Source organism: Paenibacillus sp. CAU 1782, from assembly GCF_054551715.1.
Genome location: NZ_JBTOLL010000027.1, coordinates 18,144 through 32,366, shown reverse-complemented (window position 1 = coordinate 32,366; position 14,223 = coordinate 18,144). Strand labels below are relative to the sequence as shown.

Annotated in this window: 3 protein-coding genes; all 3 read right to left on the bottom strand. The window is 43.1% G+C overall.

The window, feature by feature from the left end:
* Positions 1-51 precede the first annotated feature (51 nt).
* Genes ACX93W_RS26265 through ACX93W_RS26255 form a run of 3 tightly spaced genes read right to left on the bottom strand, consistent with a single transcriptional unit; the run spans position 52 to position 14,186 of the window.
* Positions 52-1,650, bottom strand: coding sequence for an S-layer homology domain-containing protein (locus tag ACX93W_RS26265; RefSeq protein WP_459395329.1), 1,599 nt, complete (start codon positions 1,648-1,650; stop codon positions 52-54).
* Entirely contained in the window at positions 1,647-7,337 is a 5,691-nt protein-coding gene (locus ACX93W_RS26260) for a hypothetical protein (protein ID WP_459395328.1), read from the bottom strand. The genes ACX93W_RS26265 and ACX93W_RS26260 overlap by 4 nt, the downstream gene beginning before the upstream one ends.
* Positions 7,338-7,340: 3 nt before the next feature.
* Entirely contained in the window at positions 7,341-14,186 is a 6,846-nt protein-coding gene (locus tag ACX93W_RS26255) for a hypothetical protein (protein ID WP_459395327.1), read from the bottom strand.
* Positions 14,187-14,223 lie beyond the last annotated feature (37 nt).

Genomic DNA, 14,223 nt, shown 5'->3' with positions numbered 1-14,223 from the left:
ACAAGAGGATCACTTTTTTAAAGTGTCCTTCTTATGGGTCACGGTGTTAAATTAGTTCAACTCTTCAAATCTTTGGAGCATAGTAGCAACCTCTGCTCTGGTTGCAAGACCAGAAGGGTTTAGCGTCAAATCAGAGTTGCCCTGCATAATGCCCTTTGACACAGCCCAAGCAATGGACTCTTTGGCAAAGTCTGAAATTTTATTGGCATCCTTGAAGCTGAGGCTTGAACTGGCGGTGTGAAGGTCAAACCCTTTGCCCTTCGCGTATCTATAGAGCATAACCGCAATTTGCTCACGAGTGATTGAATCATTGGGGGCAAATATTCCGTTGCCCTTTCCGTTCACAATTTTGCTTTGGTTCGCCCAAATAATAGGATCTGAATACCAATGACCGCTTTGAACATCAGAGAATACGTCCCCAAATTTAACATTTGGTTGATTTTCCATACGATACAATACAGTGGCAAGCATTGCACGGCTCATTTTCCCGGAAGGTTTAAATTCGGTTTCAGAAGTTCCCGTGAATAACCCCTTGTTATAGGCATACCTTACAGATGAATAGAACCAATCGTCATGCGCGATATCTGTAAAAGGAGGTTTTTTCGCAAAGGTAACAACAACAATCGTGTCACGGCTAACCTCTGGAATGGTGTAGATGTCACGGCCTATAAACTTTTCACCGTTGACAAAGATATATTCGGTTTCAAATCCTTCATCAGGAATCATTCTGACCGTTGCAGAGGTTGTTGCACGAACGGTTTGTGATTCAAAACCATCGGCAATTCTGCCATTTCCGCCTTCAACAGAAGCCGTAACCGAATACTTAAGATCAACTGTGTTGTTACCGGCTGGGGCAGCCCAACGTTTCGGCCCAATAATTTTTGAGCTTTCAAAATTGGAAACGCCAATGCTAAGCTTTTCGATTGCTTCCGAAATTTCCGAAGCAAGAGCATCATCTTTGTCAAAAACAGCCTCAGCTGCGGCAATAACATCCCTCAGTTGTTGAGCGGATTTTGTGGGATACCAAAAATCCGGGCTATATATGGTTTTGGGATTATCCGCAATCGTAACGGTAGCAAGCAAAGATTTTGCAGCGGCAATGTCTTCGTATAGTGAAGATTTTGAGGCTTCCTTTATTCCAGAGCCAACAATGATTTGCACATCTTCAAACGGTTCAATATACCGCTGTGTCGCATCTTTGTTGGTTAGAATCAAGTTGCTTAAAGAAAAGCTGAACGTTCCGCTGTTTCTAGCTTGGAAAACAGCCGTTCCCATATTTTGAAGCATGGAGTCCTCTTTACCACCCGCGGTCATATCCAGAAAGATATAGTTGATGGCACCATCGGAAAATTTCATTGAAATGTCCTTTTCCATCTTAACACTGGTGTTTTTCAGAACATAAGAATCAAACTGCAGCTTTCCTTGAAAGCCGTATACGGGTGCTCTTCCAGCACCCGTATAGGAAAGACTTAGTTTAACAAAAATTTCTTCTCCAACCTCAAATGATGATTTGGAGGAACCCGAGCTGTCGGTTACTGCGATGTCTACACGATAACCAAGGTCTGCGGCATCGTTTGCGCTGTAGGCATAGGATGGCAAAACAGCCACTAGAAGCATGATGCAAAGAATGCTTTTTACGTATTTTATCATCTCTTAAGTGCCTCCAATAGCGTGAGCTGCGCATCTACAATGTCAACGACGCCGTCACCGTTTTTATCCGCTCTCATCCAGTCTTCTGACGAAGTAAACCCATTGTAGACATTGTCCAAAATAGCATCCATTGTTGCCGAAATATCCATTTTATCAATAGTACCATTACCATCGGTATCCCCACGAAGAAGAATAGGAGATTTCACCGTTGGTTCAAAAACAAGGTTGGCCGTTAATTGCTCGCCTGTGACAAGTGACCTTGAAGAACCAATATAGGCTTTCTTCAGGTTGTCATATAAAAGAGTTTGTTTGTTGCCTTCAATCACAACCGTTGCCTTGCCCATGTTTAGTTCAGTGTATAGGGTGTACAACGAAAACCCTTGCGTTTGACGAACCTCATAACGATAACCAAGATCTTTTACTCTAATTTTGATAACGTCCGACAGTTCTTTATAGACCGTTTCCCCATTCTGACCTTCAAAAGCAGAAAGTCTATAGCTAACTTTAATTGCCGTTTCGCCTGGAGCTAACGCTTCAATTGTCCCGTCTTGTGAAAGGCTGATGATGTTCTGATTATAAAGAACGTGCCACACAACGTCTTCTGCTTTTAACACGGTGTCGCCAACTGTGCGAAGAGCTTTTACAGAAAGCGCCGTTTTCCCGCCTATGCCCAGCTCAATGTAATCGGGCTGATCATCGGAGCTCTCAAGGTCAGAGATTAGTTTAATGCTTTCAAACTCCGACAAAGCACGATTCACAAGATAAACTTGAACAACCGTTTCGTTTCCGGCATCATCAACCGCTTTAAGAATCAGCGTTTGGTCAGGGTCCTGGCTTGTGGTTTTACGACCCACAACAAATGTTCCGTCCGGATTTCTAACAATTCCGTCTGAACTGCCGTCTAACGTTAATACCGCGGATGGTTCTGTTACACCATGGAAGCTATAGCTTGAATTTGCGCCAACAAAAACAACCTGATTGCTGACGGTGTTTTCGACGTTTTCCTTATCAAGGCTTGTTTCAACCTCTTCGCCAAGGAGTAACACAGGTGCTTTTGTGTCGACAGTAAACCCAATTGCACCCGAAGACCTGCTGCCTTGGATCGTGTCAAGGTTTTCGCCAACCGCTATAAAGTCAACTAATTGCTTGCCGTCTTCAAGTCTTTCTTGGAATGACCAAACCGTTTTAAACTCTTCAGGTGTGTTTTTTTCTTCAGTGTTAAGAATAGATGTCATTTTTACAGGCTTGTCGAAGGTGTACGTGACCTCTAATTGGTCCGAATTTAAATAATAGAGCTCTTTTGATCTGTCAATATTTGTTTCAACGCTTAAAAGCTTAGGTTTGTCCATTGAAGGCATAACAAAGCTTTGCGATGATGCAAATTCGGCTGAACGATAGTATTCCGCATGTGTAAGAGGATCCTCCACAATTCGAACAGCCTGCGCTTTAACAAAATAAGTCTTGCCTTCCTCTAATAGAGGCCGGTTACTTTGGTCCTCTAATGGTTTTAGGATGATGTCGCTGCCAACTTTAAATTGACCAAAGGAATTTTCAACTTCAACGCCATCTTCGTCCTGGATAGCTACGAAATAGTGCGTTGCCGTTTTGTCGCTTCCCGTTATATCGACTTTCACATAGCCGTCGCCGCTGTAGACCGCAGAAACAGACTGTGGTTTTTGAGGAAGCAGCGGATTTTTGAAAGTGAATGTGGATGAAGTCATCTTCTTACTCATTCCACCTTGATGGTTAACAAGCATGGCAACAAGATAATATTCCCCTTGAGGAAAGGACTCAGGAAGTGTAAACACATGAGAACCCGATTCAATGCCATCTAACTCCAGGTTGCCAATACTAATTAAAGATGAAGTGTCTTGAATGCTAGATGATTGAATGGTTTGCATGACCGATGGGTCTTTTGTGACATAGACATTAAGCGCACCGGAATATTCACTTTGGGTATCTGTCGTCCAGGAAACGTTAATATCACGGCTTGCATTTTCGCTGTTAGAAGCACTAATTCCTGTCAGCTCCGGCATATCGTCAACACTGTTTACTTCAAAGTTGTCGATATAAACATCAGGCGTTGTAATTGAAATGGACCAGTTGCCGGGAACAATAAGAGATGGGTCAGTAATTGAAATGTACAAATAATTAACGCCATCTAAAGATTGAACAAGATAGTTTCCGTTGCCGCTATTATCGTCTTCAACCATTGTCAATTTGGTGCCGTCTGGATTGGTGACAATAATTTCGGATGCAGTAGGTTTGACAAATCCACGAAGTGGGATTTCAAACAGAAGTGAATCTTTTGTTGCCGGGCTAACCTCTTTTGTAACACCATTCCCGGCTCGGGTTTTGGCAACTGCCTTTGTAGCGAGTCTTCTCATATTCGTTCCATAGGCCATGGTAGTTGGTACAAGGTTGCCGTTTTGGTCTAGCGCTTCCGATTGGACATAGTGAACGGCCTTCCCTCTTGAAGAGAGGTCGATCGATCCGCCAAAGCTTAGGTCGCCATTCCAATAGTAGATAAAGCCAAGCTTGATTCCGATGACCTTAAAGTTTGCGCCAACAAAGTCGGAGGAAACAGCTGCCTCGACTCCTCCAATCTCCTTGCCCCCCACAAACGGGATGGAATCCGGAATGAACAGTCCTGCGTAAACATATCCATAGAAATAATCTTCCGTAATTTTTATCGTGATGCCGCCACGAATAATTCCGGCGTGAATGCTGATGCTGCCATAGGCATTTAGCTGAAAAGGCGATATCCATTGAATATTCATTCCCGCTTGAATATTTAAAATTCGTCCATCATCGTCGCCATTAAGATGAGCGGAACCTTCAATGGACAGACCGGATAGCTTTGCATCCAGCTTAAAGTCGCCTACCATAATGAGATTAATTAAAAGCCTTGTTTGCAGATGGATCGTAAGCGGCGGCAGTTGGCCTGCCGGTTCTCCAGCAATGGTGTCTGCAAGGTTTGATATGCCTCCGCCAAGTCCCATAATAAATACGTAAGGCGAAACCACTGGAATTCTCGTATTATCTGATGCTAAAAAGAACGTGATTTTGTCAAGCATCATTTTGGGAACAGAGTTAATCGAAACCTTTTTCAGCGCCAATGACCCTTCTACTTCCAGAACGGTTATCTTAACACCGGCATCAATGCTATAAATATCTTCAATGGTGTTAATGGTTATTTCGGCCTTGGCACCAACTTCGTTTCCTACTAATGGGCCTAATATATCTTCCGGAAGGTCAACAGAAAACGTTGTGTTAACGCCGCGAAAACCGATGTCGTCGCCTTTACTTCCATAGAGAACATCTTCAACGTTTGCCGTTAATGAGCCTTTATATTCATCAGGCTCGTCACCCTGCGATGGATCAGGAGCCTTTAAAGGAAGTGAAATCCTTCCGCCAAAGCTGATTCCGAAATCATCATCATCCTGGGTCATAACCCCATATTTAATATTAATCAAAAAACCCGCAATATTTTGCAGCATGGTTCCGGCGTCTCCAAGCTGAAGCTCAAGTGCTTGCGCCTCTTCCTCGGAAACCGCCTCCCGGTCCAGGCTGTATTTGGTTCCATTTTTGACTTCATAATACCACTTGTTGTGCCAAATATTGATCGAGTTGATCACTTTGATGGTACCGTCGCCTTCCAGCTTTGCACCATTGGTATTAACGGTCATCTTAAGCGCTTCATTGCTGTCATAGGTCAAAATGCTATTGATGGTAATGTCGCCATCGGCTCTGCTAGCCGAATAATATTGCTCTGTGCCCGTACCCATCAGCCTGATTTTCCCGCGAAGCGTCAACAAAATTTCTGTTTTATCTTCTTCAAACTGAATATTTTTGTGAAGAATACCGTCTTTTTTTACGTCGCCAGATACAAATTTTTTCATGACATCTTCGTTTGCAAAACTAATATAGTCATACATCTGTCTGTTGTTTGAGGCGTTTGTAAATCGAACAAGCGAAACAATGCCATAACTTGCACTTTTATCCGCTACATTATTTGTGACATCCAATGTAGTCGTTGCTGTGATTTTTGTACCAAAGGCATCGATTAGCTGTTGATTCGTAAATCGAAATTCAATATCATATTTGCCAACTGCCAACGTTTGATCAGTCGAAAACGCAAGCGTCTGACCTTCTTCAACAAAACTTATTTTTCTTTTGTCCATCAAAGCAGCCTCGCTGCTTGCTGATGAAACAAGGTAAAGACTCCATCCATCACTACCCGAAAGGGCCCCGGCCAACACCTTCATATCGCCGGAAACGGTAATATTTTTGTCGCCTTCATAATAAACGGCCGCCGGGAAAATATGCTTCATTGAAACTTCCGGAAGCTTTCCTTCAACTGCGGGAATCAAAATGTTTGTATTCGCACTATAGTCAACCAGTTTATGTGTGCTGGAATCAATAATTTCTGTTGCATTTAACGAAACGATCAAACGCTTGGAGGTTATCATAGGCTGAGTCTCTGCAATAATCTCTACATTTGGAATATCAAACACGGTTCCAATGTTAAGACCGCCAGAAATCTGCACATTGTATTCCCGTGTATTCGTTGCCGCAAAAACAAGCCCCTCGTCGAGGCTAAGCGTCACAACAGGTTCCAGGAGTTCTCTCGCTCCCGAGACACTGTTGTCAATGGTTACGGTAGCTTTGAAAACGCCATTGTTTTCATATGCTTTTTTATCGTTAGTCAGTACTACGTTTTCGGTTTGGATACCTATTGAAACATGCTCCTTTTGGGTTTGATCGGAAAAGTTGCCGATACCGTAGAGCATTTCGGAAACTCTGACTGCACCTGGCTCAATTGATTTTTCGTTCCAGTAATAAGCAGTTGCCGTGTCGGGGACTAAATATTTGTTCGAATAATTGGTAAAGTCGACATTAGGGTTTGGCGTGTAGTCGTATCTTGTGTTTGCAAGATTAACCCAGTGACCCACAATTACTTTATCAACGTTTACGTCTTTTTTGCCACTCCAGCCGGACAAAAGGGCATATGCCATTTTGTCCGAAGCCGAAAGAGAATCCACATATCTGATTTGCTGTGGAAGGTTGTCGCCGCTATATTCGGTTTCAACGATGGTTGGTTTCGTTGGGTCAACCAAAACATGAGGCGAATCAATTTCCGAACCAAGCGCGTTGTCCAGAAGAAGACGAATGCCAACCGTTCCGGCTTTCGCATTGTTATTTTGTACATCATAGGAGATACCAATGTTTCCGGCCCTCGCGTTGTTAGGATCAATCGAAATGGACACCTTCTGCGTAATGGTATAGCCCTTGATGTCCCATGCAACTGTCAAAAGCCTGTTTTGCTCGGAAACGACAGGTTCATGAAGCTTGGTATCGATTCCAAACCAGCCGTATTCCTGACCGAAAATATAATCCTTTCCATCGATCCGAACGGTTGTGAAGGATGTTCCGTTGCTCCTTGCCGCATCTTCTCTATAAAGAAGCGGAATGTTGTTGTCGAAAGCTTTTTGCGGGTGGCCGTCAATGGTTTCGATTGAAAAACCACCTGTTTTTGAATTGATAGAATATTTCATATATTCATTTGCAATTGAATAATCCGCATTACTAGCGTCTGCACGGTCAGGGAAACTCGCAAAAGTGAATAGCATGCTCAGAAAAAGGATTGAAGCTATGCTGCGTTTCATTGTTCTGGAAATCGTCATTGCCTATTTCCCTCCTTGATTTGAAACATAAACATGAATGTTGAAATAGTCGCGTTTATCCGTTTGGATATATACGGTGTACCAACCGTTCGAGACATTATCAATGGTGTACACGCCGTTTTTCTCCCGAAGGACCGTTCCTTTTGTTTTCATTTGACCTTGTGTCAAAGTCCCTTTTTCATAACGCGCATACGAAATTCCGGAAAAGTTTTTTAGTGTTAGTTCAACTTTGTTTCCAAGAACGGTTGCCGTATTTGTGCTATCCGGCATAACTCCGTTTACTAGGGCTATTGTGTCATAAAGGCCCACAAGGCGAACGGTTCGACGGATGGTTGTTTGATTTCCTGCATCATCTCTTACCGTATAGTCGATATAGTAAGGGTTCGCGCGAACAAATTCATTGGCCGAGATGTTGTCAGGGTTAAACACTCTCCCGCCTGCTCCATAGTTTATGGTGACTCGTTTTGTCAGATCAACATTTTTACCTGCGACCACGTCCCACGCTTCGAAGTCCAGAAGCTTTGACTTGTCATAGGCAATGGAGGCATCTTTTTTAGGCGTCATGCCTTCGATGAAGATCAGCTCTTCGCCATTTTTAAGTTTGAGCACAGGAGGCGTTTTGTCGATTAGACCAATATTGACGCCATACGAGGTATAGTCTCCTGTTCTTCCTTCAAGGTTAAAATTGTAAAGTCCGTTTTCTCTATAGTTCATTGACTTTTCTTGTTCCCAAGGGTCGTTCCCGCCCACGAATTTGGCATCTTTGTCCGTGATTACAGTGACATTGACACTCTGGTTCGTTGCCGGATTTTTGTCGATTCCCACGACATATCCCGCTTCTTTTCCAGATGTGTCGACACCAACAACAATCTTGTTTTGATGATCCTTTTCAATCCATTCGCCGGTTTGATTTTGTTCGAGATATTTATAGGTCCAACGAACTTCTTTAACCTTTGGTCCTCCAACTTCAATTCCTTCAACCGTCAAAAGAATTTTTTGCGTGATGCCTGTCCGGTCTCTAACTTGAAAGACGTGCTCCCCGTTCGTGTTAACGTTGATAACGGCATCCTTATAGGACACAACATCGCCGTTTTCATCCTTCACCTCAGTTAAAAGCGCATATTCATATCCACGATAAGAAACGGTAAGGTCTTCCATCTTTCTAAGAATGTCCAGCGGAACCCCGTCACTGTCACGGATTTGGTCAAATGTTACATTCACGCTCAGCTTATTTTCCGCTAATGTTGCAGTTGCTTTGATTTGCGGCGGCGTGGAAACAATATTAGAAATGGTAATAACCTCATGTCCTTCGTTGCCATAGTCGTCAACAAAGAACATCGTAACCGTGCCATTTTTCTTAAAGCGAACAGCTTTTGTGCCAGGGATATGTACAATATCATTGGCAGTTAGGCTTCCGGTACGTTCTACACCGGTGACTGTAATGGTTTTGATATCTTTGCTAAACTGTGTCAGTTCAACATTTACGCTTTGTGAAGTAATGGTAGTTGGAAGCGTGCTGTAGGTCTTTGCGGTTGCCGTTGGGGCCACTTTGTTAATGTTTGAAACAGTGATTGGAGAAGTCCACTTGTTTCCGGCATAGTCATAGGCCGTCACATAATAAATACCCGAGCTGTCAAGCTCAACGATATATTCATTTTCAAGCGGCTCGCCTTTGAATGGATACACCACATCGCCCTTTTTAACCTCCGCGAATGCAATCTCACCCGAATCATCACTTAACGTGATCGTTGCAAAGATATTTTGGTTTGTCTTGGCCGTGTTTGATAACACATAGGAAGTTTGACCAATTGTGTTGTCAAATTGGTGATAGCTAACCGTATGAGAACCTGTGTTTCCTGCTTGATCCCTGAACTGGAATGTGAATGAGTTAACATCCTCAGTCAGGGTTCTAGAGAGTGCCGCGTTGTTGTTTGTCATAGAAAGCGTTTTTTCGTCGCCGATAAACTTGAGCGTTGCCATAACCCTTCTATAGGCTTTTCCTTCTGTGATTGGAACCCAATTGCCAAGATAGTTTTCGTAGGCATATTCAACTGTGTAATGTCTGTCTTGCGTAATCGGCGTTTTATCAATGTTTGATACAGCGACCGGCACGGTTGTTTCTATTCCCGCTTTGTTTGTCACTTTGAAATAGACCGTTGCATTTTGCTCAAATGTTTCGGTGTGCGAAACAATGGAGTTAATTGTGCTGAAATTTATGCCGTCATAAGAACGTTCAAGCTTCAAAATCCCGCTTTCCGGGTCAGATATAGAAAGTGTTGCGTTCACATTTTGGTTTGTTGGCTCCGTGATCGAATAGTTCACATTTGCAACAGGCGCTGTTTCGTCAACCACTGTAATGGCAACATATTCCTCTTCCATCCGATCAGCTTCAATGCCTTCTGTTGTATATGTCTCGAAATAAGCTGATTTTGTTGTTTTTTCATCTCTTAACGCTTCAAAAACTAGCTTTGAATAAGCTATTTTCCCTTCTACTTCTGTAAAAGAAGGGTCCAGAACACTTAGCTCTGTATTTAGCTCTAATCCGGACAAAACTGCATGTTCAACATAGAAATATTGTCCAGAATACTTTGGATTGGGAACAACAACATAATAAAGCGTATCGCCTTGGTTATAGGCTATAAATCCTCCGTTTTGGATGGTTTGGCCATTTTTCTCTACATGGCCTGTAATGTCAAAACCTGTAACAAACTCAACATCAGGTGTGAATTGAACAACATGATCCCTTCCGACCTCGTCCTGAATATAGAGGCTGATTGGGTTATTGTTTTGAATCACAACATCATAATTCATCACATAGTCAGCGGATGTTGTTAACAAGCCGGTATAAAGAAGGTTGGACCTTGCCATATCACCCACAACATCACCCTCTACAGGTGCATTAGGCATTACGGTTACTGGAACGTTAAATGATACGGTAACCGTTGAGGTCGTTTTTGTTGTTGTAGGATTTGCGCTCACCCTTACAATGGATGCTTCCGCGTCAACCAGGTCCAGTTTGGCGTCATAGAAAACTTTTTCCGTCACATTCCCTGCTGTGTCGACGGCTTTGATCCCGATGGCATAGGTTCCGCTAAGCCCTTTCAAGTCAATGGTATAGGTTTTCTGTTTGTTCCCTTCGCCATTAACGATAACCGGGCTACTTTGCAGTTCCACGGAGTGACTTGAATCAAACAACGCATAGTCTGCTTCTGTCAAACTGTGATTTGTTGTCGGGTCTTGAATAAGCGCGAATGAAACGGTTGTGTCATTCTTGTCTGAGACATCAACAGTGACAACACCATCCTGCCTTGCTCCATTTGTCACGATTTCACTTGACGCAAGCGCGGATGGAGCGGTTTTGTCAATATTAGACACGGAAATAGGAACAAAAACGCTATTTCCGAGCTCGTCGGACAACGTCAGGTTAGTTGTTATGTTTTCGTTAATCGTTACGGTGAAGGCTCCGTTTGAATAGGGAGAAACCGAAATTTTCCCTGCATCCGCCGGCGCGACAGTTAGCTTGCTGATTCCAGTGCCAACATCATTGGCTACTATTCTGGCTGTCACGGATGCGTTTGTTGGCTGAATGGTGCTATAGTCCGGCAATTCAAAGGTTGGCGCCTGGCTATCATAAAGAATAGTGATCGGTCTAGCTTCCGTTAAAAACTCAGGTCTTTCATCAGCAGGATAATTTAAGAGCCCAAACTGAAGATAGATGGTGTTGACACCCTCTTGAAGCTGAACTGGCGTATCGAGTGTAAATATGAAATATCCGCCAAAGTTATTGCCGGCTGTAAACGTAGGCACTAAAACGCCGTTATCTGTTGGCATGCCGTCCGTTGTTGCATAATAGACCGGGTTTTGATATTTCTTTGTACTATTAAAAGTCCATGATACATGGGGCTCTCTCAAAACAGCATAGACACTATAGGTTCCATCCGTTGTTGTACCCATTCCGTTTAAAGTCTTTGACCCTGTATATGTTAATTCATCAACGATTGCAGGTCCTGACCTCATGCCGAAATAGGGGGAAACCTTTTTGCTTTCCCTGCCATGCAGGTCTGTTGCAACAACAACAATGCTGTACGCGCCTGACGGAAGTCCTGTTAGGGTCAAGGTTTGATCGACCTCAATTATGTTGTCGCTGTTTGGCGTCAATGTGAGCGTATAGTTTGATGTATTGTCAATTCTAATTTCCGTGTCCGGTCTGGATAAATAGTAATATGCACTTGCGATTCCGCTGTCACTTGTCGCTTTCACGTTAAACTGATGAGATGATTTAAAATGATCATGCTGACTACCGACGGTATAGCTAATTTCCGGGTACTCATTATCATAATAGAATACTCGTGAAAACTCGGAAGTGTTGCCGGATTGTATATTTGTAACCGTATATTCAAGGATATATCTTTCGTGCATCGTGATTATTCTTCCATTTGAAGCATTACGTTGTGAAGCATCGCCAACATCTTGCCCACTATATACTCTAAAGTTTTGTGTAAAGGTGGGCGTCCAGGTATTGCTGGGATGCGCAATCCATCTGTAGCTCGTTTCAAGGTTTGGATCGCTTGTGTCGAAACTGATGTCAAAACTTGGCTTTGGAAGGCTGGAATCCTCCGTAATAAGGGTATCGACAACACTTCCATTAAAAATCTGCACAGGCCTTGTATAATATCTTGACGCCTGCTCGTTTCTGGAGTCATTGCCAAGCGAGTCTACTGTGAAATAATAGAGAGTTCCTTCAAAATTGTCGCCTTTGGGAATAGATATTATAGCCGTTGAGCTATCACCCTCTGAGTCTACAAATGCCCACATGCCTTGAGTAGATGCAATTTCTTTGGATGCAGGTTCAATTTCACCGACAGGAGTGTCAGAAGGCTCCGCACTTCCGTTTATAAAGGTATAATAAGTCCTTGACCAGCCGTTATTGCTTTGTTGAAGGTCATCCATTTCAAAACGATAGTCATTTCTTTTGCGAAGCTGCGTATCTTGCGGATGTACCGTTTCGTGAATGCTCACTCTCGGAGCCAGGTTATCGATTTTGATGTTTTCGATTTCCGCGTATCCCGCATCTCCGCCTAATGGATTGTCAGCTCTATCCCATCCATACAGCCGAAGCTTGAATTCGCCTTCTGTTGGATCGATCGGGCTTAATTTTATGCTGACTCCATTTAACACCTGCGTGTTTATAGGCGCGGTAACTCTTGTTTGGGTTCCCGTACCATCAAAGTTTGTTATTCTTGTCATGGATGGTTCATAGGAATCGCCGGACTTCTTGTACAGCTCATATTTGAAATAATTTTGATTCGAAATAGTATGGGCGACATTTCCCTCCGGATAAAGCGTTTCGCTTGAAACCATATAAAACTCGTGCTTCTTTTTGATGTTGTTCTGAATGGAATTCCCCCCCACGAGGTCATTTCCATTCTCATCGGTAACTCTTATGGTTGGTGTTTTCGTGTCCACTTTGTGAGTTGAAAAATAAAAGCTCTGTGATGTCGCTGATTCCGGTGTCGGATTTTCCAAATGATAGGCCTGAACCCGCCCATTTTTCGTTAGATGGGTAGACACATTGTTAAGCTGCAACCGTATGCCCTCGCTATCAACTGCGCTAACATCCAGCGGAACTTTTCCAGTAAACTGAAGCTTTCCGTTTGGTTTTCCGTCATTGCCCTGCAGCTTTGTCATGGTAAGATTTGCAAGCGGTGTTTCCGTACTGTTTCCAAGATACAGCACAGGCGTTGCTTGGAAGTTTGTAATGAGCTCCGTTTTTTCTTCTTGCGTCATGGTTTTTTTATGAATGGAAACCGCGTCAACTGTGATCGCAACGTCTGTAAATTTTCGATTTAGATAATAATTGTCAGTGCTTGGCGAATAGGTAATCGTTTGATCTATATTGGGGTTGCCAAGGTCATATATGCTGCGATAAAACGTATACTTAATATCTTTATAATAGTAATCCTGGCCCCCTATCTTTTCTGTTAAATAGGTTTTCACTTCAGGATTTCCTGAACCTGTGTGGGCAAAAGTACCCCCAAGGCTTTCAGTATTGGTAGACTGGGCAAGCAGCGCCACCCTATAGGTTAGCGAAATCTCTGCTTTGTCCTGTGCAACCATTGCATCGTGAAGCTTTTTACGGTCAATATCCAATATGAAATTTTGAGTTTTTGTTGGCTCTTGAAATGTTAACCAATCCCTGCCTACAGCATCATCCGAAACTTTATAGCTGAAAACCGGAGCATCCTCATATTGCATAATGTCATAGTGGCCATATTGATCCCTGACTTTTTTGTCCCACTCTACACGTTCAGAGCCTGATGAATTAGGATCAAGATAGAACTCTCCCCCACGCGTATCAACGTCACCTAGACTTGTAAATTTCCTTTTGGTTACGTCTGAAATATCGCGATAAATTCTACCGCGATTTTTTGTCGTTGTGTATAATTGAATAGTTTTCGCTTGTATTGGATTTATTTTCCCATCAATGTAAGGAAGCCACAAAGTCACAAAGTCGACTTCCCATTCATCAGATCCCTCCAGCCAAACAACAAATTCATTCATTCTCCAGGGCGGCACATTCTTCGCCCAAAAATCATATTGCTTTTCGGTATTAGCATTAAAATTGGTGCCACTTGCAGCATACCTTGAAGTATGATCAGATTGCTCACCTGTTTCGTAGGTACTCACGCCCATATGAACAACATCGTCAGTTCCGGCGTGTTCGCCATTCCTCGTTTTCACATTGAACACATAATTATAATCGGTTGCCACATTCGCATGAGCAGGTGCTGCGGGTATTAGCGGTATTAGAAGCGAAAGCACTAGTATCAAGCTTAAAATCTTCTTCATATAAATACCTCCTCGTATAGTCGTACTGAACGTCTCT

Bases quoted from the DNA above. Each gene is read 5' to 3' on its own strand.
- ACX93W_RS26265 (WP_459395329.1), bottom strand. From the start codon at position 1,650: ATGATAAAATACGTAAAAAGCATTCTTTGCATCATGCTTCTAGTGGCT.
- ACX93W_RS26260 (WP_459395328.1), bottom strand. From the start codon at position 7,337: ATGACGATTTCCAGAACAATGAAACGCAGCATAGCTTCAATCCTTTTT.
- ACX93W_RS26255 (WP_459395327.1), bottom strand. From the start codon at position 14,186: ATGAAGAAGATTTTAAGCTTGATACTAGTGCTTTCGCTTCTAATACCG.